This window comes from Blastococcus sp. HT6-4, from assembly GCF_039679125.1.
Classification (GTDB): Bacteria; Actinomycetota; Actinomycetes; order Mycobacteriales; family Geodermatophilaceae; genus Blastococcus; species Blastococcus montanus.
In genome coordinates this window covers 3,600,646-3,621,106 of sequence record NZ_CP155551.1, presented here as the reverse complement: position 1 = coordinate 3,621,106, position 20,461 = coordinate 3,600,646, and the positions used below count along the sequence as shown (strand labels likewise).

At 74.7% G+C, this 20,461-nt stretch carries 19 protein-coding genes and 1 pseudogene; 13 read left to right on the top strand and 7 right to left on the bottom strand.

What is annotated here, in order from left to right; all coding sequences use genetic code 11:
- Positions 1–4: 4 nt before the first annotated feature.
- Positions 5–1,951, bottom strand: a complete 1,947-nt coding sequence (locus ABDB74_RS17245) for a glycosyltransferase (protein WP_346619987.1) — start codon at positions 1,949–1,951, stop codon at positions 5–7.
- A 22-nt stretch (positions 1,952–1,973) separates the two neighbouring features.
- The gene (glf, locus tag ABDB74_RS17240) at positions 1,974–3,167 is read right to left on the bottom strand and encodes a UDP-galactopyranose mutase (RefSeq protein WP_346619986.1); all 1,194 of its coding nucleotides are present in this window, start codon (positions 3,165–3,167) and stop codon (positions 1,974–1,976) included.
- 126 nt (positions 3,168–3,293) lie between these two features.
- Between glf and ABDB74_RS17235 the strand changes: the two genes are divergently transcribed.
- The 4 genes from ABDB74_RS17235 (at position 3,294) to ABDB74_RS17220 (ending at position 7,094) form a co-directional block, all read left to right on the top strand.
- Entirely contained in the window at positions 3,294–4,235 is a 942-nt protein-coding gene (locus ABDB74_RS17235) for a glycosyltransferase family 2 protein (RefSeq protein ID WP_346619985.1), read from the top strand.
- Position 4,236: 1 nt separating this feature from the next.
- Positions 4,237–5,334 carry a mannose-1-phosphate guanylyltransferase gene (locus tag ABDB74_RS17230; protein WP_346619984.1) on the top strand — a complete coding sequence of 366 codons (1,098 nt, stop codon included), beginning with the start codon at positions 4,237–4,239 and terminating at the stop codon, positions 5,332–5,334.
- Positions 5,335–5,356: 22 nt separating this feature from the next.
- Entirely contained in the window at positions 5,357–6,127 is a 771-nt protein-coding gene (locus tag ABDB74_RS17225; RefSeq protein WP_346619983.1) for an SDR family NAD(P)-dependent oxidoreductase, read from the top strand.
- Positions 6,128–6,203: 76 nt separating this feature from the next.
- On the top strand, positions 6,204–7,094 hold the full coding sequence (locus ABDB74_RS17220; RefSeq protein WP_346619982.1) for a DNA-3-methyladenine glycosylase 2 family protein: 891 nt from the start codon (positions 6,204–6,206) through the stop codon (positions 7,092–7,094).
- A gap of 7 nt (positions 7,095–7,101) precedes the next feature.
- Here the strand turns inward: ABDB74_RS17220 and rfbA are convergent, their stop codons facing one another.
- The 3 genes from rfbA to cofD are packed head-to-tail and all read right to left on the bottom strand — an operon-like array spanning position 7,102 to position 10,007.
- On the bottom strand, positions 7,102–7,968 hold the full coding sequence (rfbA, locus tag ABDB74_RS17215; RefSeq protein ID WP_346619981.1) for a glucose-1-phosphate thymidylyltransferase RfbA: 867 nt from the start codon (positions 7,966–7,968) through the stop codon (positions 7,102–7,104).
- 28 nt (positions 7,969–7,996) lie between these two features.
- Positions 7,997–9,058: a coenzyme F420-0:L-glutamate ligase gene (locus ABDB74_RS17210; protein ID WP_346619980.1), complete on the bottom strand. Its 1,062-nt coding sequence runs from the start codon at positions 9,056–9,058 to the stop codon at positions 7,997–7,999.
- Positions 9,051–10,007 (bottom strand): 2-phospho-L-lactate transferase, encoded by a 957-nt coding sequence (gene cofD, locus ABDB74_RS17205; RefSeq protein ID WP_346619979.1) that lies wholly within the window; start codon positions 10,005–10,007, stop codon positions 9,051–9,053. The genes ABDB74_RS17210 and cofD overlap by 8 nt, the downstream gene beginning before the upstream one ends.
- A gap of 394 nt (positions 10,008–10,401) precedes the next feature.
- Between cofD and ABDB74_RS17200 the strand changes: the two are divergent.
- Both ABDB74_RS17200 and ABDB74_RS17195 read left to right on the top strand, forming a co-directional pair.
- Positions 10,402–10,611 (top strand): annotated as a pseudogene (locus ABDB74_RS17200) (WhiB family transcriptional regulator); the annotation flags it as partial.
- A gap of 97 nt (positions 10,612–10,708) precedes the next feature.
- Positions 10,709–11,521 carry a hypothetical protein gene (locus ABDB74_RS17195; RefSeq protein ID WP_346619978.1) on the top strand — a complete coding sequence of 271 codons (813 nt, stop codon included), beginning with the start codon at positions 10,709–10,711 and terminating at the stop codon, positions 11,519–11,521.
- A gap of 5 nt (positions 11,522–11,526) precedes the next feature.
- On the opposite strand, the gene ABDB74_RS17190 is transcribed toward ABDB74_RS17195, so the two are convergent.
- A complete protein-coding gene (locus ABDB74_RS17190; RefSeq protein WP_346619977.1) occupies positions 11,527–12,414 on the bottom strand; it encodes a hypothetical protein in 888 nt (295 codons plus the stop codon).
- A 13-nt stretch (positions 12,415–12,427) separates the two neighbouring features.
- Positions 12,428–12,895 carry a metallopeptidase family protein gene (locus tag ABDB74_RS17185; protein WP_346619976.1) on the bottom strand — a complete coding sequence of 156 codons (468 nt, stop codon included), beginning with the start codon at positions 12,893–12,895 and terminating at the stop codon, positions 12,428–12,430.
- A 220-nt stretch (positions 12,896–13,115) separates the two neighbouring features.
- Here ABDB74_RS17185 and ABDB74_RS17180 point away from each other — a divergent pair, with 220 nt between their 5' ends.
- The 7 genes from ABDB74_RS17180 (at position 13,116) to manA (ending at position 20,398) form a co-directional block, all read left to right on the top strand.
- Positions 13,116–13,466, top strand: a complete 351-nt coding sequence (locus ABDB74_RS17180) for a DUF3499 domain-containing protein (RefSeq protein ID WP_346619975.1) — start codon at positions 13,116–13,118, stop codon at positions 13,464–13,466.
- A gap of 96 nt (positions 13,467–13,562) precedes the next feature.
- On the top strand, positions 13,563–14,942 hold the full coding sequence (locus ABDB74_RS17175) for a phosphomannomutase/phosphoglucomutase (RefSeq protein WP_346619974.1): 1,380 nt from the start codon (positions 13,563–13,565) through the stop codon (positions 14,940–14,942).
- A complete protein-coding gene (locus ABDB74_RS17170; RefSeq protein ID WP_407062135.1) occupies positions 14,939–15,148 on the top strand; it encodes a Trm112 family protein in 210 nt (69 codons plus the stop codon). Before ABDB74_RS17175 ends, ABDB74_RS17170 begins: the two co-directional genes overlap by 4 nt.
- A gap of 13 nt (positions 15,149–15,161) precedes the next feature.
- The gene (locus ABDB74_RS17165; protein WP_346619973.1) at positions 15,162–16,304 is read left to right on the top strand and encodes an SIS domain-containing protein; all 1,143 of its coding nucleotides are present in this window, start codon (positions 15,162–15,164) and stop codon (positions 16,302–16,304) included.
- Between the two features lie 94 nt (positions 16,305–16,398).
- Positions 16,399–17,343: a DUF808 domain-containing protein gene (locus ABDB74_RS17160; RefSeq protein WP_346619972.1), complete on the top strand. Its 945-nt coding sequence runs from the start codon at positions 16,399–16,401 to the stop codon at positions 17,341–17,343.
- 26 nt (positions 17,344–17,369) lie between these two features.
- Entirely contained in the window at positions 17,370–19,118 is a 1,749-nt protein-coding gene (locus tag ABDB74_RS17155; RefSeq protein WP_346619971.1) for a glycerol-3-phosphate dehydrogenase/oxidase, read from the top strand.
- Between the two features lie 104 nt (positions 19,119–19,222).
- Positions 19,223–20,398: a mannose-6-phosphate isomerase, class I gene (gene manA, locus ABDB74_RS17150; protein ID WP_346619970.1), complete on the top strand. Its 1,176-nt coding sequence runs from the start codon at positions 19,223–19,225 to the stop codon at positions 20,396–20,398.
- Positions 20,399–20,461: the final 63 nt, after the last annotated feature.

The following is a 20,461-nucleotide window of genomic DNA, read 5'->3' as shown; positions in this document are numbered from 1 at the left end:
CGCGTCACTTCCCGGTGGTGCTCTCGGTGAAGGCGCGCTCCCAGCTCTCCTGCGAGGTCAGCTCGTCCAGGTGCGCCCGGTACTGCTTGGCCAGGCGCGGGAACTCGCGGTAGAGCTTCGCGTGCACTGTCACGGAGTGCCGCAGCATCCGCCAGAAGGTGTCCGGTTCGCGGCGGCGGAACGTGACGCCGCGGCCGTCGGCGGTGCCGACGGTGGCGCTGTCCAGGCGCGAGAGCAGGAACCAGCGGGCGTCCTGGGCCGAGATGTTCATCTGCGGGCGTTCCGCGGTGTCCGGCTTCGGCTTGCGCAGGTTGTGCACCAGCGCGGCGCCGAGCGTCCGGCCGATGGTGACCGGCGTCGTCGGCGGCTTCATGAAGCGCTCCGCCTTCGTCGGGCTCATCGACGGCAGAGGCAGGTCCGACGAGGATCCGATGACCTGGCCGTCGGGGTAGTCGCCCTGGTGCTCCAGCGCGGTGGGGAGCGCCGTCGGGAGCAGCGGGAACAGCCGCTCCGGGCCGGCGAGGAAGTCGTCGTAGGCCCGGTGGTGCAGCGCGGCGGTGGCGTACTGCAGCATGATCAGGAACTTCAGGTCGAACTTGAAGGTGTCCCGCAGCAGCGTGCCACCCCGCTTGTGCTGGGTGTGCAGCGCGGCCGCGACCAGCCGGTTGCGGGTGTGGAAGTAGGCCTGCCACCCCGCCGTGTCGTCCTTGTCGCTCCAGGACAGGTGCCACACCGCCGCGCCCGGCAGGGTCGCGGTCGGGAAGCCGTTCTCACCGGCCCGGATCCCGTACTCGGCGTCGTCCCACTTGATGAAGACAGGCAGTGCGAAACCGAGCTGCTCCATGGCCTCGCGGGGGACCAGGCACATCCACCAGCCGGTGTAGTCGACGTCGATCCGGCGGTGCAGCCGCGGGGTCTTCCGGAGGGGATCCTCCGCGAAGTCGTGTGCGTACTCGGTGTTCGGCGCGGCCCGCCAGAAGAACTTGTCCGGCGCGATGACCTCGCCCATGGTGTGCAGCACCGAGCGGTCCTGCAGGGCCAGCATCTGGCCGCCCACCAGCATCGGCTTCTTGGTGAAGCGGGCGAAGGCGAACAACCGCGCGATGCTGTCGGGCTCGAGCTGGACGTCGTCGTCGAGCAGGATGTGGTGGGTGGCGTCCGTGGAGTTCAGCGCCTCGTGCATCGTGCGGGAGAAGCCGCCGCTGCCGCCCAGGTTCGGCTGCTCGACCAGCAGCAGCCGGTCGCCCAGCGCGGCCGCGGCGTCGGCGTAGCCGCCCGCGTCGCGGACCTTCTTGTTGCCCTGGTCGGCCACGATCACGCGGGAGATGAGCCCGTCGACGACGGGATCGCCGGCGAGCGCCGAGAGCGCCGAGACGCAGTCGTCGGGGCGGTTGAACGTGCAGATGCCGATCGACAGCCGGGCGTCCTGGGCCGGCTCCCGGGCCGCTGACCAGTCGGCCGCGTGCACCGTGAGGGGGGCGTCGTCGGCGGTGACGTCGAACCAGTACCAGCCACCGTCCTCGAACGGGGTCAGGTCCAGGTCGAACTCCAGCGCCCGGTTCTCCCCGGTGGTGGTGGTGCCGGTGACGTGGATGATGCTGCCGTCGGCCTTGGAGCGGTACACGTCGATGCGGCCGGGGCCGGAGACGCGCATGCGCAGGATGACCCGCTCCAGCACCGTCCAGCGGCGCCAGTAGCTGGCCGGGAAGGCGTTGAAGTAGGTGGCGAAGGAGACCTCGTTGCCGGCGGCGACGGTGGCGTCGGACCGGCTGGCGGACTTGACCCGCTTGGTCCGCTCCTCGTCGACGTAGAGGCTGCGGACCTTCAGCGGGTCACCCGGGCGGGGCATGATCACGCGCTGCAGCAGCGTCACCGCCTTGCCCGCCGCGAGGTCGTCGGCGGTCGGTTCGCTGACCCGCTCGGGGGAGACCGTGTGCGCTGTCGTCGTCATGTGGTTGCTCGGTCCTCGTTGTTCAGTCGTCGAGGCGGCCGTCGAGCGAGCCACCCTCGTCGAAGAAGGGTCGGATGCGGTTGTCGAACATGCTCAGGGCCGAACCGATCGCCATGTGCATGTCGAGGTACTTGTACGTGCCCAGCCGGCCGCCGAAGAGAACGCGCTTCTCGGCGGCCTCCTTGGCGGCGAGCTCCCGGTAGCGCTCGAGCTTGGCCCGGTCCTCGGGGGTGTTGATCGGGTAGTACGGCTCGTCACCGCTCTCGGCGAACCGGGAGTACTCGCGCACGACGACCGTCTTGTCCTCGGGGTACTTCCGCTCGGGGTGGAAGTGCCGGAACTCGTGGATCCGCGTGTAGGGGACGTCCTCGTCGGCGTAGTTCATGACCGAGGTGCCCTGGAAGTCGCCGATCGGCAGGACCTCGGTCTCGAAGTCCAACGTCCGCCAGCCGAGCTCGCCGGCCTCGTAGTCGAAGTACTTGTCGATCGGCCCGGTGAACACGGTCGGGACGTCGGCGGGGAGCTCGTCACGGACGTCGAAGTAGTCGGTGTTCAGCCGGACCTCGATGTTCGGGTGGTCGGCCATCCGCTGCAGCCAGGCGGTGTAGCCGTCCTTCGGCAGACCCTCGTAGGTGTCGTTGAAGTACCGGTTGTCGAACGTGTACCGCACCGGCAGCCGGGCGATGACGGCGGCGGGCAGCTCGGTCGGGTCGGTCTGCCACTGCTTCTTCGTGTAGCCGCGGATGAACGCCTCGTAGAGCGGGCGGCCGATCAGCGAGATCGCCTTCTCCTCGAGGTTGGCGGCCTCGGCGGTGTCGAACTCGCCGGCCTGCTCGGCGACGAGCGCGCGGGCCTCGTCGGGGGAGAAGCTCTTGTCGAAGTACTGGCAGATGGTGGCCAGGTTGATCGGCAGCGAGTAGGTCTGGCCCTGGTAGATCGAGTAGACCTTGTGCTGGTAGTTCGTGAACTCGGTGAACCGGTTGACGTACTGCCACACCCGTTCGTTGGACGTGTGGAACAGGTGGGCGCCGTAGACGTGCACCTCGATCCCGGTCTCCGGCTCCGGGGCGGAGTACGCGTTGCCGCCGATGTGGTCCCGGCGGTCGATCACCAGCACGCGCTTGTCGAGCTGGGTGGCGACGCGCTCGGCCACCGTCAGCCCGAAGAACCCGGAGCCGACGACGACGAGATCAGGTGCGGTGTCAGTCACGGGCATCGACGGTACCTGCCACCAGTGGGCCGCACGACCACGCCACGGCGCGTGGGGGCCCGTTCCGTCACACCCGCCTCATCGGTCACCGGGAGCGCGGAGCTGCGATGCCGGGACGCCTAGGGTTCTCGCGTGGACACCGCGACCGATGCCCGGCCCCTGCGCGTCGTCGCCGTCACCTACTCCCCGGGTGCGGCGCTCGAGGGCTTCGTCGACTCGCTGGCGCAGGCCACGGCCCGGCCCCTGGAGGTCGTGCTCGCCGACAACGGCTCCACCGACGGCGCCCCCGAGCGCGCCGCGGCCCGGCACCCGCACGTGCGGGTGCTGCGCACCGGCGGCAACATCGGCTACGGCGCGGCGGCGAACGCCGGCCTGGCCGACCGGCGGACGGGGCACGCGCTGATCGCCAACCCCGATCTGCGGTTCGAGCCGGGGTCCGTCGACGAGCTCCTCGCCGCGGCCGGCCGCTGGCCCCGCGCCGCCACCCTCGGGCCGGCGATCATGACGCCGGCGGGCGACCTCTACCCCTCGGCCCGCGACCTGCCCCGGCTCTCGACCGGCGCCGGGCACGCACTGCTGGGCTGGGCGTGGCCGGGCAACCCGTGGACGGCGCGCTACCGGCGGGAGCGCGAGGCGCCGCGCGAGCGCCCGGCCGGCTGGCTCAGCGGCTCCTGCCTGCTGGTGGACCTCGAGGCCTACTGGTCGGTCGGGGGCTTCGACCCGGGGTACTTCATGTACTTCGAGGACGTGGACCTCGCCGAGCGGCTGACCCGCCGCGGATTCCTGCACGTCTACGTGCCCAGCGCCGTCGTCGAGCACGAGGGTGGCCACGCCACCAGGCGCGAGCCGCACCGGATGCAGCGGGTGCACCACACCAGTGCGCTGCGGTACCTCTCCGGCCAGTACCCGGGGCGCCGGAACGCTCCGCTGCGGACCGCGTTCCGCGCCGGGCTCGGCGGACGGATGCTGGTCTCCTACGTCAGCGGGCGGGTCGCGGCCGGCGCCCGGTTCCAGCGCCGGGCCGGAGAGCTGGCCGCGGCGCCCGAGCCGGCCGGCACCGGGCGGGAGGGCTGACGTGCGGCACGCGGTGATCATGGCGGGCGGCTCCGGCACGCGGCTGTGGCCGCTGTCGCGGGGTGACCGGCCCAAGCAGCTGCTCGACGTCGTCGCCGGGGAGGCCGGCCCGCGCAGCCTGCTGGCGGAGGCCTGGGACCGGCTGCGCGCCGTGCTGCCCGCGGAGAACATCTGGGTCTGCACGGCGGCCCGCTACGCCGACCAGGTGCGGGCGGCGCTGCCGGAGCTGCGCGCCGACCGGCTGGTGCTCGAGCCGGTGGCCCGCGACACCGCCAACGCCGTCGGGCTGGCCGCGGCGCTGGTCGCCGACGTCGACCCCGACGCCGAGCTGGCCGTGGTCAGCGCCGACCACGTCATCCGGCCGGTCGAGCGCTTCGCCGACGCGCTGCGCGCCGCCTACGACGCCCTGTCCGACCGCCCGCGCTCGCTGATCACCCTGGGCATCACCCCCACCTCGCCGGCCACCGGGTTCGGTTACGTGCAGCGCGGCGCGCCGGCCGGCCGGCCGGGCGTGGCCGAGGCCGCCTCGTTCCGGGAGAAGCCCGACCGGGCGACCGCGGAGCGGTACCTGGCGTCGGGGCAGTACCTGTGGAACTCCGGGATGTTCGTGTGGCGGGCCCGCACCGTGCTGGACGCCCTCGCCGACCACCTGCCCGCGTCGGCCGAGGGGCTGGCCCGCATCACCGCCGTCCCCGCCGGGCCGCGGCGGGACGCCGTCCTGGCGGAGGTGTTCCCGACCCTGCCGAAGATCAGCGTCGACTACGCCGTCCTGGAACCGGCCGCCGCCGAGCCCGGCCGGGTGCTCGTCGTCGACCTGGACGTGGACTGGCTGGACGTCGGCTCCTGGCCGGCGCTGGCCCACACCCTGGGCGACGACGACGCGGGCAACGCCGTCCGCGGGCTCGCCCTCGTGCTCGACGGCTCGGGCAACATCGTGTTCAGCGACGACCCCGACCACCTGGTCGCGCTCGTGGGCGTCCGGGACAGCGTCGTGGTGCACACCGCTGACGTCACGATGGTGTGCCCGGTGGGCGAGGCCGAACGGGTCAAGCAGCTGCTCGCCGCGGTGGAGGAGCGACACGGGTCACGTTTCGGGTGAGCGGGCTGGTTAGCCTCCGGGCATGAAGAACTTCGACGTCGCAGCCGTGGTCAGCGGGGGAGCCTCCGGTCTCGGGGAGGCCACGACCCGGGCGCTGGCCGCCCGGGGGGCCGCGGTCACGATCATGGACCTGAACGAGGAGCGCGGGCAGGCGCTCGCCGCCGAACTCGGCGGGCACACCACGTTCGTGCGCACCGACGTCACCGACGAGGCGTCGGTGCAGGCCGCGATCGCCGAGGCGGCCGGCAAGGAGCGCCCGCTGCGGGTGGCCATCAACTGCGCCGGCATCGGCTGGGCCCAGCGCACGGTCGGCCGGGACGGGCAGCCGCACGACCTGGGGGCCTTCACCCGCACGGTGACGGTCAACCTCGTGGGCACGTTCAACGTGCTCCGGCTCGCCGCCGCGGCGATGGCGGCCACCGAGCCGGACGAGGACGGCGAGCGCGGCGTGGTGGTGAACACCGCCTCGATCGCGGCCTACGACGGGCAGATCGGCCAGGTCGCCTACGCGGCCTCCAAGGGCGGGATCGTGGGCCTGACGCTGCCGGCCGCCCGCGACCTCTCCAGCGTCGGCGTGCGGGTCTGCACCATTGCGCCGGGCCTCGTGGACACGCCCCTGCTGGGCGGGTTGCCCGAGGAGGCGCGGCAGGCGCTGTCGGCGGGCATACCCTTCCCCAAGCGGCTCGGCCGTCCCGACGACTTCGCCCAGCTGGCCCTCGCCATCGTCGAGCACGGCTACCTCAACGGCGAGGTCATCCGGATGGACGGCGCGCTGCGCATGGCACCCCGCTGACCTTCTCCGGGAGCACCTCCTGAGCACGAGCACGACCACACCGGGCACCCGGGCCGCCGACTTCTCGGCGGCCTGGGTGCCCGACTGGCCGCTGGACGTCGTCCGGGCGCTGTCCCCGCATCGGCGGGGTGCGGCCGACCCGACGATGCAGGTCGCCGACGGCGGCCTGTGGCGGACCACCAGCACCCCGGACGGGCCGGCGACCGTGCGGATCTCCCGGCGAGCCGGCGAGGTGCGGATCCAGGCGTGGGGGCCCGGCGCCGAGCGGGCCGGCTCCGCGGTGCCCGGCTGGCTGGGTGCCGACGACCGGCCCGAGGACTTCCGGCCGGGGAACGCCCACCCGCTCGTGACCGAGCTGCACCGCACCCATCCGCACCTGCGGCTGGGCCGCACGGGTCGCACGTGGGACGCGTTGCTGCCCGCCGTCCTGGAGCAGAAGGTGACGACGGCGGAGGCCTACCGGGTCTTCCGCGAGCTCTGCCGGCTGGCCGGGGAGCCCGCGCCCGGCCCGGCGCCCGACGGCATGCGGGTGGTCCCCTCGGCCCGGCGGCTGCTGGAGGTGACCGACTGGGAGTGGCACCGTTGCGGCCTCGACGGCGCCCGGCGCCGCGCGCTGCGGGCGGTCGCCGGGGTCGCGCACCGGATGGAACCGGAGACCGGGTGCGACTCGGCGGAGCTCCAGCGCCGCCTGCGGATCGTGCCCGGCATCGGCGTGTGGACGGCGGCCGAGGTCGTGCAGCGGGCGCTCGGCTGCCCCGACACGGTGAGCGTCGGGGACTATCACCTGAAGAACACCGTGGGGTTCGCGCTGGCCGGGCGCCGGAACGCCGAGGACGAGGAGATGCTGGCCCTGCTCGAGCCGTGGCGGGGCCACCGCCAGCGGGTCGTCCGGCTGATCCTCGCCGGCGGGCCGCGCCGGCCGCGCCGCGGACCGCGCTTCGCGCCGATCGACAACCGGCGGATCTGAGGGGCGCTCAGCGGTCGGTGAGCAGCCCCAGCAGGTAGTCGCCGTAGCCGCTCCTGCCCAGCGGTCCGGCGGCGCGCACGAGGCCGTCGTCGTCCAGCCAGCCGTTGCGCCAGGCGACCTCCTCGATGCAGCCGATCTTCAGCCCCTGCCGCTCCTCGACCACGGAGACGAACTCGGTGGCCTGCCGCAGCGAGGCGAACGTGCCGGTGTCGAGCCAGGCGGTGCCCCGGTCCAGGGCGGTGACCGTCAGCCGGCCGGCGCGCAGGTAGTGCTCGTTGACCGCGGTGATCTCCAGCTCGCCGCGCGCGCTGGGCGTGATGCCCCGGGCCACGTCGACGACGTCGCCGGCGTAGAAGTACAGGCCGGGTACCGCGTAGGAGCTCTTCGGGGTGGCCGGTTTCTCCTCGATGGAGAGGACCCGGCCGGCGCCGTCGAACTCCACGACGCCGTAGTCGCGGGGGTTGGCCACGTGGTACGCGAAGACGTGCCCGCCGTCGGGCTCCGGCAGCCGCGACAGGGCGGTGCCGAGCCCCGCTCCGTAGAAGATGTTGTCGCCGAGCACCAGGGCCGCGGCCTCGCCGCCGAGGAACTCAGCGCCGATCAGGAACGCCTGCGCCAGCCCCTCCGGGCGCGGCTGCTCGGCGTAGTCGATGCGCATCCCCAGGCGGCTGCCGTCGCCGAGCAGGTGCCGGAAGGCCTCCTGGTCAGCGGGCGTGGTGATGACCAGCACCTCGCGGATCCCGGCCATCATCAGCGTGGAGAGCGGGTAGTAGATCATCGGCTTGTCGTAGACCGGCATGAGCTGCTTGCTCACCGCCTGCGTGATGGGGAACAGACGGCTCCCGGTGCCCCCGGCCAGGATGATCCCGCGCATGGTCGGCGACCCTACTGATCGGTGCGGCTCACGGCGCCGGGCTGCCCAGCCACAGCCTCCCGACGAGTGAGGTGCCACCGGCGGTGGCTGCCGGCTCCCAGCGGGTGGCCCAGCCCTCCGCGTGGAGCTGGACGATCGCCGCGCCGACCAGCGCTCCGGCGTTGAGCGCCGACGTCGTGGTGAGGGCGTCGGGGAGGTGGACGTCGACTACGCCGTCGCCCTCGCCGCCGTGCCGGAGCACCACCGGGAACTCCGGCAGCGCGGCGCTGGCCACCCGGAACGCCGCGGCGGCCGCCTCGCGCTCACCGGACCGGGGGACCAGGTCGGCGACGGGCCCGCGCGAGCCCACGACGTCCCGGGAGCCGTAGGGGAACAGGTCGTCGGCCGGGAGGCGCACGAGCGGCCGGGTGCCCTCGTCGGCGTCCTCGCCGGGGCGCTGCAGCGGAAGGCCCCGCACGACCGCCACCGGGACGTCGGCGAGCTTGCCCTTCACCAGGTCCGCGGCGGCGGCGAGCTCGTCGACCACCGCCACCCGGGTGGTCTCCAGCCGGTTGCCGTGGGCGTCGACGGCGCCGCGGTGGTCGTCGAGCGCGACGATCCCGGCGGCGCCCACGGCCACGTCGGTGAGGCCCTCGCGCCAGGTGCGCCCGAAGGTGTCGCTGACCACCACGGCGACGTCCACCCCGGCCAGTTCGCGCACCCGCGCCCGCAGCCGCCGGGCGGAGGCGTCGCCGTCCTCCGGCAGGAGGACGAGGGTGTCGGGGGCGACGTTGGAGGCGTCGATGCCGGCGGCGGCGACGACCCAGCCCTGCGGCGTCTGCACGATCTTCAGCGGGCCCCGGCGGGCCACCGTGCGCACGGTCTCGCCGTCGATGGCCCGCTGCCGGGCGGCCTCCCGGTCGGTGCCGGGCTCCACCCGCACCAGCCGGCCCTCCACCTTGGAGACGACCTTGGAGGTGACGACCACGACGTCGCCGTCGGCCAGCCAGGGCGCGGCGGCCACCACGGCCGCGGCCAGGTCGTCGCCGGGCGCGAACTCCGGCAGCCCCGCGACCGGGAGCACGGACAGGCCGGCGGGGAGCTCAGGCACAGGCGTCGAGCGTGGCGCGGGCCAGCGCGGCCGTGGCCTCCGGGGAGGACATCAGCAGCGGCAGCCGGTGCACCTCGACCCCGGGGAGTTCCGCGGCGTCGTCCTCGGCCACCAGCCAGGCGTCGAGCAGGCCGCCGTCACCGCGTGCGCCGTAGTGCCGGCCCACGCCCTCTGCGCTCACCTCGATGCCGAGCACGGGCAGGCAGCGGTCGGCCATCCCGCGCACCACCGCACCGCCGACGACGGGGGACACCCCGGCGATCCGCGCTGGGGAGGCCAGCAGCGCGTCGCGCAGCCCGGGGACGCCGAGGATCGTGCCGATCGAGACCACCGGGTTGGACGGCGCCAGCAGCACGGCGTCGGCCGCGGCGAACGCCTCGGCCACGCCCGGGGCGGGGCGCGCGGCGTCCACGCCCACCTGCACGAAGGCCGAGGCCTCCAGCGCGGCCCGGTGGCGCACCCACCACTCCTGGAAGTGGATCGCCCGCGGGCGGCCCTCCTCGGGGTCGATGACGACGACGTGCGTCTCGACCCGCTGGTCGCTCATCGGCAGCACGGTGACGCCCGGCTGCCACCGGTCGGCCAGCGCGGCCGTGACCGCCGAGAGCGGATAGCCCGCGTCGAGCATCCGGGTGCGGATCAGGTGGGTCGCCAGATCGCGGTCGCCGAGTCCGAACCACGCGGGGTCGGCGCCGTAGGCGGCCAGCTCCTCCTTGACGGTCCAGCTCTCACCGGCCCGGCCCCAGCCGCGCTCCTCGTCGATGCCGCCGCCCAGCGTGTAGACGACGGTGTCCAGGTCGGGGCAGATCCGCAGGCCGTGCAGCGTCACGTCGTCCCCGGTGTTGACCACCGCGGTGATCTCCGCCTCGGGGGCCGCCGCGCGCACCCCGCGCAGGAATCGAGCCCCTCCGGTGCCACCTGCCAGCACGACGATCTGCACGAAACGCATCGTGCCCGATGGCAGTTGTCGACTGTTCGCCGGGCGTGTCGAGGTGTGGCACGAGATGTGACGAAGGCCCTGTGACCGGTGGGGCTGGTGTGGCGTGTCGCTTACACCGGGCGAAGTTGACGACCGGGCAACGACACGCGTGTAATTCCCGCGGTGTCAACGAGTGCTGATCGGCCCGGGAACGTCTCGCCGGCCGCGCACCGGGACGAGAAGCGAGAGGGGACGCACCGTCATGGCTGAGGTGTCGTGGTTGAGCGACTACGTGAACGGGACCGAGCGGTTGGCCGACCGGCTGGGGTCCGCCGCCGGCCAGGGCGTCGCGCAGGCCGGCGGGCACGGCGCGGGGGGATTCGTCGGCTTCGGCGGCTTCGGCCTCGAGGCCGACGCGCAGTCCTGGCAGGAGCGCGCCCTCTGCGCGGAGACCGACCCCGAGGCGTTCTTCCCCGAGAAGGGCGGCTCGACCCGCGAGGCCAAGAAGATCTGCACCGGCTGCGAGGTCAAGGCCGAGTGCCTCGAGTACGCGCTGTCCAACGACGAGCGCTTCGGCATCTGGGGCGGGCTCTCCGAGCGCGAGCGTCGCCGGCTGCGCCGCCGCGCCATCTGACCGCAGGACCCTCCCGCCCTTCCCCCTCCTGCAGGAGGGGGTCGTCCTCCCCGCAGCCGCCGACGGCCTCCGTCGGCGGCTGTGGTTCTGTTCAGGCATGGTCGCCCGCGTCGCCGTCGGTCGCGCCCCGGTGGCGCGCGAGGTCCGCGCCGCCGAGTCGCTGGCCGACGCGCTCAGGGCTCCGGTGACCGCCCGCGCGCCGTGGCTGACCGCCGTGCTGAACGAGGACGCCGCGCGCCGCACCCTCGCCCGCCCGGTCGCCGTCGTCGTCGACGGGAGCGGCGACGGGCCGCCCCGGGCGGCCGCGTTCCTCTCGCTGCGCCGCCGGGCCGCGCGCACCGTCGTCTCCGTCCTCGGGCAGGAGCTCCTGCCGCTGCCCGGCGGGCGGCCCCCCGCACGACTGCTCGCCCGCGACGACGACGCCGCCGGGCAGCTGGCCGACGGCGTGCTCGGCCTGCTGGGCGCGCAGCACGGCCCTTGGTCGCTGCGGCTGTCCGGGCTCCCGCTCGGCGACCCGACCGTCCGGGCCCTGGCGGCACGGCTGCCCACCTCCGTGACGGCCAACGCGCGCAGCACCCGCCTGGTCGACGCGCTCGACGACATCGGCCCGGTCGAGCGCGGCTGCGACCCCCGGCTGCTCGAGCGCTGGCTGCCGGAGCTGCTGGCCGCCGTGCCGCAGCGCCGGCAGCGTGCCTTCGTGCGCGCCGCCGCCCGCCTGCACGCGGCGATCGGCCGGCTGGAGGTGGCCGTGGTCGCCGACGGCGACCGGCTGCGCGCCGGCCTGCTCACCCTGGTCGACGGCGAGGACCGCTGGCCGTGGTGGGGGATCGCGGGTGAGGGCGGCCTGCGCACCGAGATGGGTGCCCCCGTCGTCACCCTGTCCGGAGCGGGGTGGCGCCGGCCCGGCTGAGGTGGTCAGCCCGTCCCGCGGATCCGGCTGCGGTCGGTCAGCACCGGGGCGCTGTCGCCGCCGAGCCGCAGCTCGCCGACGGCGCACCGGCTGCCGTCCGGGGCGCGGGCCCCGTCCGGCGCCACGGTGAGCTCGAACTCGTAGACCCGGCCGGTCGGTTCGGCGCCCGACCCCGCCGGCCGTGTCCAGGTGGCGGCCTGCCCGCGCAGCACCAGCCGGTCCCCGTCCCGGTCGAGCCGCAGGTCCGCCGGCTCGACCGTCGCGTGCTCGACGAGGGAGGCGGCGCACCCGGCCGCGACCGGGTCGGCCGGGGCGTCGGCGGTGAGGCAGTTGTAGGTGGGCAGCCGCAGTTCCAGCCGCGCGGCGCCGTCGTCCGCGGTCAGCCGCAGATCGGGGTAGGCGGCGGTCACGCCCACCGCCCGTGGCTCGAGGACGAGCCCGCCGACGGCCAGGTCGGCGACGAGGGAGGCGTCGACCGCGGGGGCGGCCGGATCGGGCGTCCCCGGCGCGGCCCGGGGGACCCCGGTCCCGGATCGGCTGCCGGCCGCGACGGCCGCGGCGGTGCCGACCAGCACCAGGGCGGCGACGCAGGCGACGGCCAGCGGGAGCGACGCGCGCCGGCGGCTCTCCTCGCGCGGCGGGGGAGCCGCCGGGGGCGCCGGGGCGAGCGCCACCCAGCCGGTGGCGGACGGCGGCGCCTCCGGGCGCGAGCCGGGCGGGTGCTCCAGGAAGTCGGCCAGGTCGTCGACCCGCTCGTCCCGCGCTCCGGGCGACCGGCCGCCGGTGCGGTCCCGGCGGCGGGCGGCCGTCCCGCCGGCGACCGCGGCGATCACCGCCAGCACCCCCAGGGCCACGCCCAGGACCAGCCAGGCGGCTGCGGTGGCGGCGTCCATCGCGCCCAGCATCTCAGCCGGTCGGGTCGATCTCCTCGGGGTCGCGTCCAAGCAGGGTCGCCACCTGGTCGACGACGACGTCGCGGACCAGGTCGGCCAGGTCCTCGCGGTCGTGGGCGCGCAGCTCGAGCGGCCGCCGGTAGACGACGATCCGCGGCGGGACGTCCTGCCCCTGCTCCCTGCGGGCGGGCAGCAGCCGGGAGAGCGGGACGCCGCCGTCGTCGAGGACGTCCGAGTCCAGCAGCGCCTCGTCGGGATCGGTGCGCTCCACCCAGGGCACGTCCTCGACGGCGAACTCCACGCCGGCCAGCTCCCGCTCCCAGCGGCGCTCCAGGTCCTCGACCGCGTCGAGCACCAGGTCGTCGAACTGCTCGGCGCGGCTGCGCGCCAGCGGTGCCTCGGCGGGCACCAGCCGGCTGCGCAGGCCGCGGCCGTGGCGGTCGCGGCGGGAACGGCCGGGGCGGCGGGGTGGGTGGCTCATGACGGGTCGAAGGGTACGGCGGGGCAGGACACGCCGGGCGCCCGATCGGCCCGCCGGGCCGTTGCCCCGCCCGCGCCCGGGCCGCTCCCGCCCGGCGTCCCACCGGTGACGATGCCCACGGGGTCATCGTGCAGGATGGTGCGTCGCGGCGGGATTCCCGGTGTGCCTGCTGTCGCGCACCGCCGGGCGGGATTAGTGTGCCTTGCGTGAGGAACCGGTGGTGAGGCAGTCACGTCGCTGCTCGCGCAGCGGCTGCGCGCAACCGGCAGCGGCGACGTTGACCTACGTGTACGCGGAGTCGATGGCCGTTGTCGGCCCGTTGGCGACGTACTCCGAACCGCACAGCTACGACCTGTGCGAGTTCCACGCCGAGCGGCTGACCGTGCCGCGTGGCTGGGAGGTCGTCCGCCACGAGATCGACCTCGACGACGTCGGCCCGACCGGCGACGACCTGCTGGCCCTGGCCGACGCCGTCCGCGAGGCCGCCCGGCCCGAGCCGGTGCGCGCCCCGGCCGACGACGGCAGCGGCATCCGCCGCGGTCACCTGCGGGTCCTGCCCGACCTGCCCTGAGACGCCCCTCGCGCTGAGCGGGAGGTCGCGCCACTAGGGTCGGCGACGCCGCCGGCCGCCCGGTCGCGGCCGTTCCGACAGCGAGGATGGGCTGGGTTGTCCGATCTCTCGGTGCTGATCAAGGCCTACGACGTCCGCGGTGTCGTCCCCGACCAGTGGGACGAGGACGTCGCCCGCGCGATCGGCGCGGCGTTCGCCGAGTTCGTCGTCGCCGACAGCGGCGCGACGGCCGTGGTGACCGCGCACGACATGCGCGAGTCCTCCGTCCCGCTCTCCCGCGCCTTCGCCGAGGGCGTCATCGCCCGGGGCGTCGACGTGGTCGAGGCCGGCCTCGGGTCCACCGACCTGCTGTACTTCGCCGCCGGGTCGCTCGGCATCCCCGGGGCGATGTTCACGGCCAGCCACAACCCCGCGCAGTACAACGGCATCAAGATGTGCCGCGCCGGGGCGGCCCCCATCGGGCAGGACTCCGGGCTGGTCACCATCCGCGAGTGGGCCGAGCGGGACTCCTACGACCGCACCCCCGACCGGATCGGCGAGGTCACCTCGCGGGACGTGCTGCACGAGTACGCCGCGCACCTGCGCGCCCTGGTCGACCTCTCCACCATCCGCCGGCTGCGGGTCGTCGTCGACGCGGGCAACGGCATGGGCGGACACACCGTCCCGGTGGTCCTCGAGGGGCTGCCGCTCGACGTCGTCCCGCTGTACTTCGAGCTGGACGGCTCGTTCCCCAACCACGAGGCGAACCCGCTGGACCCGGCGAACCTGGTCGACCTGCAGCGGGCCGTCGTCGAGCACGGGGCCGACATCGGCCTGGCGTTCGACGGGGACGCCGACCGGGTGTTCGTCGTGGACGAGCGGGGCGAGCCGGTCAGCCCGTCGGCGATCACCGCGCTGGTCGCGGTCCGCGAGTTGGCCAAGGGCCGCGGGACGACGATCATCCACAACCTGATCACCTCGAAGGCGGTCCCCGAGATCGTGCGCGAGCACGGCGGCGAGCCGGTGCGCACGCGCGTGGGCCACTCGTTCATCAAGGCCGAGATGGCCCGCACCGACGCCGTCTTCGGCGGCGAGCACTCCGCGCACTACTACTTCCGCGACTTCTGGCGGGCCGACACCGGCATGCTCGCGGCCATGCACGTCCTCGCCGCGCTCGGGGAGCAGGGGCGGTCGCTGTCGGAGCTGACCGCGGCCTACTCGCGGTACGCGGCGTCGGGGGAGATCAACTCCACGGTGGCCGACGCGGCGGAGCGGACGGCCGCCGTGCGCGCCGTCTACGAGGAGCAGGATGGCGTCACGGTCGACGAGCTCGACGGGCTGACCGTCGAGCTGCCCGACGGTGCGTGGTTCAACCTGCGGGCCAGCAACACCGAGCCGCTGCTGCGGCTGAACGTGGAGGCGCCGGACGTGGCGCGGATGACCGAGCTGCGCGACCAGGTGCTGGCGACGGTGCGCGAGGGACAGGAGCAGGGATGAGCGGAACCCAGAGCAGTCCGACCGGCGGCCCGTTGGGCCTGGACCCGGACCTGCTGTCGATCCTGGCCTGCCCCGACAGCCACCACACGCCGCTGACCGTCGACGAGGCGGCCGGTGAGCTGGTCTGCGGCACCTGCCACCGGGCGTTCCCCGTTCGTGACGGCATCCCCGTGCTGCTCCTCGACGAGGCGCGGCAGCGCGGGTGAGGACGGGCACGCCATGACCTCGCCCGAGCTCGCCGAGGAGGTCCTCGACGACCTCGGTCTGCTGCGCGCCCGCGATCCGCGGGGCCTGCTGCCGGCGGTGGCCGGAGCCGGAGCGCAGGTGCGCGAGACGGCGCGGCTCACCGAGGAGGCCGCGCTCGACCGGGTCACCGGGGGCGGCCGCCCACGCGGGCTGATCGTCGTCGCCCGGCGGGAGGGCGCCGTCGCGGCGTCCGTGCTCCGGGCGCTGCTCGGGCCGTCCAGCCCGGTGACGGTGGAGGTCGTGCCCGGCCCGGCGCTGCCGGTGTGGGCGGGCCCGAGCGACATCGCGGTGATGGCGACCCGCACCGGGGCCGGCACGTACGCGGTGGGCCCGGCCTACGAGGCCGCCCGGAGGGGCGTGTCGCTGGTCGGCATCGGCGCCGACGACGCGCCGTTGCGCTCGGTCTGCTCCGCGGCACGGGCGCCGTACGTGGCGCTGCCCCGCTCCCGGGTGCAGCACACCACGCTGTGGTCGCTGCTCACCCCCATGCTGCGGCTGGCCACCGACCTCCGGCTGCTGCCCGACGGCGTGGCCGATCCCGAGGCGGTGGCCACCGCTCTCGACGAGATCGCCCAGGAGTGCGGTCCGACGCGGGAGTCCTTCGTGAACCCGGCGAAGACCCTCGCCCTGGAGCTGCTCGACGCCCTGCCGGTGATCGCCGCCGAGGGCCCGCTCGCCGGCGCGGCCGCCGGCCGGATCGCCGATCAGCTGGCCACGCTCGCCGGCCTGCCGGTCACCGGCTTCCGGTTGCCCGACCAGCGCGTCGCGGCCTGCGCCGTGCTCGGGGGGCCGCTGGCGCCGCAGGACGGCGACGACTTCTTCCGGGACCGGGCCGACGACGCCGGCCGGCGGATGCGGCTGCTCACCATCCGGGACAGCGACGCCGGTGGGCACGACGGCGCGGGGGAGCGCGAACCCCGGTCGGCGGCCGAGGCGATGCAGCAGGTGCTGCGGACCGCGGCCACCCACGGCGTACCGGTCAGCGGGCTGGCCGAGCACGGCGATCCCGATCGGTACCCGCGGCTGCCGCGGCTGGCCCGTCAGCTCGCCGTCGCCGACTTCAGCGCGGTCTACCTGGCACTGGCGCTCGACCGCGAGCGGGCCGCGGGCTCCTGACCCCTCCGGGTCGCCCCCCCGTGCGGGGAGCGACCGGACACCTCACCATCACTGGGGCGGCACAGCGGGTGCCGACCGACCGGAAGGACTTCCCGTGGCGGGTGGACTCGTAGCCCTGTTCGACGACGTCGCGGTGCTCGCGCGGGCCGCCGCCGCGTCGATCGACGACATCGGGGCCGCCGCTGGGCGGGCCAGCATGAAGGCGGCCGGCGTCGTGGTGGACGACACCGCCGTCACGCCGCAGTACGTGCACGGCCTGAACGCCGAGCGCGAGCTGCCGATCATCCGGAAGATCGCCGTCGGCTCGCTGCGCAACAAGCTGCTGGTCATCCTGCCCGCCATCCTGCTGCTCAGCCAGTTCCTGCCGTTCCTCCTCACCCCGATCCTCATGATCGGCGGCGCGTACCTCTGCTACGAGGGCGCCGAGAAGGTGTGGCACAAGGTCAGTGGCCACCACGAGGTCCACGCGACGGTCGAGGACGCGCTCCCGGACGAGAAGACGATCGTGGCCGGAGCCGTGCGCACCGACTTCATCCTGTCGGCGGAGATCATGGTGATCTCGCTGAACGAGGTCGCCGCGGAGGCGTTCTGGACCCGGGCGATCATCCTCGTCGTCGTCGCCGTGGGCATCACCGTCCTCGTGTACGGCGTCGTCGGCGTCATCGTGAAGATGGACGACGTCGGGCTGCGGTTGTCCCAGCGCCCCGGGCAGGGCCTGGCCTCGTTCGGCCGCGCGCTGGTGAAGGGAATGCCCCGCCTGCTCACCGCCCTCACCGTGGTCGGGACGGCCGCGATGCTGTGGGTCGGCGGGCACATCATCCTGCTGGGCACCGACGAGCTCGGCTTCCACCCGCTCTACGAGTTCGTGCACCACCTGGAGGAGGCCGCGCACGACGCCACGGGTGCGCTCGGCGGGGTCGTGGGCTGGCTGGTCAACACGGTGGCCAGCGCGATCCTGGGCCTCGTCGTCGGGGCGCTGATCGTGCTGGTGATGAACCTGACGGTGCACCGCCGCAAGGCCGGTGCCGCGTCGCACTGAGCACCCGATAGGGGACAGTGGGGGCCATGCACCCGGGGGAGACCGACCGCACGCTGCTGTCACCGGAGCGCCGGCGGGCCGACCGCGCCCGGCTGGCCGACGGCGTCGTCGACGTCCTCGTGATCGGCGGTGGGGTCACCGGTGCGGGCGCCGCCCTGGACGCCGCCAGCCGGGGGCTGTCGGTGGGGCTGCTGGAGGCCCGTGACTGGGCCGCCGGCACGTCGAGCCGGTCGAGCAAGCTGATCCACGGCGGCCTGCGCTACCTCGAGCAGTTGGCCTTCCCGCTGGTGCGCGAGGCGCTCAAGGAGCGGTCCCGGCTGGTCGGCACGATCGCGCCCCACCTGGTGCGGCCGCTGCCGTTCCTGCTGCCGCTGACCGCCCCGGTCTGGCAGCGGGCCTACTACGGGGCGGGTGTCGCGCTCTACGACGTGCTCGGCGCCGCCTTCACCCGCGACCGGGTGATCCCACGCCACCGGCACCTGTCCCGGCGGGCCGTGCTGGCGACCTTCCCGGCGTTGCGGCGCGACGCCGTCCGGGGGGCCATCCGCTACTGGGACGCCCAGGTCGACGACGCCCGGCACACCCTCGCGGTGGTCCGTACCGCGGCCGGGTACGGCGCCGCCGTGCTGTCCAGCGCCCGCGTGGTCGGGTTGCTGCGCGACGGGGACGGCCCGGACGCCGCCGTCGTGGGGGTGCGGGTCGCCGACCTCACCGACGGCTCCTCGTTCACCGTCCGGGCCCGCAGCGTCGTCGCCGCCACCGGGGTGTGGAGCGACGACGTGGGGGAGATGCTCGGGACCTCGGCCCCCAGCCTGAAGGTCCGGGCCTCGAAGGGCGTGCACCTGGTCGTGCCGCGCGCGGCCATCGACGGCGGCGACCTCGACCCGAGCGGGCTGATCCTGCGGACTCCCACCAGCGTGCTGTTCGTGATCCCGTGGCACGAGCACTGGATCGTCGGCACCACCGACACCCCCTGGCGGCTGGACCGCGACCACCCCGCCGCGAGCAGCGCCGACATCGGTTACCTGCTCGACCAGGTGAACCGGGTCCTCGCCCGTCCCCTCACGGCCGACGACGTCGTCGGGGTGTACGCCGGCCTGCGACCGCTGCTGGCGGGGGAGTCCGACGACACCAGCCGGCTCTCCCGGGAGCACGCCGTCGTCATGCCGGTGCCGGGGCTGGTGCTCGTGGCCGGCGGCAAGTACACGACCTACCGGGTGATGGCCGCCGACGCCGTCGACGCTGCTGTCGAGGGGCTGCCGGGCGCGCCGCGGTCGCGCACCGCGGAGCTCCCGCTGGTCGGCGCTCGCGGCTGGGCCGGCGTCCGGGACCGTGCGGCCGGGCTGGCCGCCGAGTACGGGGTCGCGGAGGACGCCGTGGCGCGGTTGCTCGAGCGCCACGGCGACCAGGTGACCGCCGTGCTGGACCTGGTGCGGCAGGACCCCGCACTGGGCCGCCCCCTGGCCGGTGCTCCCCACCACCTGGCCGCGGAGGTGGTGCACGCGGTCACGGCCGAGGGCGCCCTGCACGTCGACGACGTGCTCACCCGGCGCACGCGGATCTCGATCGAGACCCCGCACCGGGGTGTGGAGTCCGCGCCCGAGGTGGCGGCCCGCATGGCGCAGGTGCTCGGCTGGGACGAGGAGCGCACCGCCCGCGAGGTCGCCCACTACGGCGCGCGGGTCGAGGCCGAGCGGGAGTCGCAGCGGATGCCCGACGACCACACCGCCGACGCCGCCCGGCTCGGCGCGCCGGACGTGCGCGCCGCCGTGTGACCGGGCTCCGCCGGGCAGGAGGGCCCCCCGGAGCGGAGCCGACCAGCCCCACGGGGTGAACGTCCGTTCCGGGGCGCGGGCGAGGGACGTAACCTGCGCAGACGATGTGGCAGCTGAGCAACGGTGTGCGGTTCTATCCATGGGGCAGCCGGACCGTCATCCCCGACCTCCTGGGTGAACCCGTGCCCGCCGACCGGCCGCACGCCGAGCTGTGGGTGGGCGCGCATCCCGACGAGCCGAGCGTCCTTGCCGACGGCCGCCCCCTGGACAAGGCGATCGCCGGCGACCCGGAGGCGCTGCTGGGCGCCGCCGTCGTCGAGCGCTTCGGGGCGCGGTTGCCCTTCCTGATGAAGGTGCTCGCCGCCGACACCCCGCTCTCGCTGCAGGCGCACCCCACTCCGGAGCAGGCGCAGGCCGGGTTCGCCGCCGAGGAGGCCGCGGGGATCCCGCACGATGACCCGACGCGCACGTTCAAGGACCCGTGCCACAAGCCGGAGCTGCTGCTCGCGCTCACCACCTTCGAGGCGCTGTGCGGGTTCCGTCCGGTGGAGGAGTCGCTGCACTGCCTGGCCAAGCTGCAGGTGCCCGAACTCAAGCCGACGATCGCCGCGCTGGCCCGGGGCGGGCTCCGGGCGGCGATCCCGCAGCTGCTGGCGCTCCCGGGGGAGCGGCGGACCGAGCTGGTGGCCGCCGTCTCGACCGCGGCGGCCCGCTTCGTCGCCGCGCACGACCCGGAGTTCATCAACACCTACCGGTGGGCGGCGACGCTCGCGGAGACCTACCCCGGCGATCCGGGCGTGGTCATCTCGCTGATGTGCAACCACCTGAAGCTCGCCCCCGGGGAGGCGGTGTTCCTGCCCGCGGGCAACCTGCACGCCTACCTCTCCGGTGCCGGCGTGGAGGTGATGGCGAGCTCGGACAACGTCCTGCGCGGCGGCCTCACCGCCAAGCACGTCGACCTCGCGGCGCTGATCGAGGTGCTCGACTTCAGCGACGGGCGGGTGCCGGTCCTGCACCCGGTGCTGGGCCCCGGCGGCCTGCGCTACCCGGTGCCGGTCGCCGACTTCGACCTCACCCGGTGCCAGCTCGACGAACAGTCGGGCACGCTCACCACCCGGGGCCCGCAGCTGCTGCTGTGCACCGAGGGCACCGCGGTGCTCGCCTCCGCCGACGGTGAGCTGACGCTGGAGAAGGGCCGGTCGGCGTTCGTCCCGGCCGGCGCGCCGGTCAGCGCCCGCGGTCCCGCCGTCCTCTACCGGACGACGACGAACCTGAGCTGAGACCTCCGGGGCGCCCGGCGTTGCGCCGTCGAACGGGCTCTGACCCGGCCTAGCGTCGGGCGG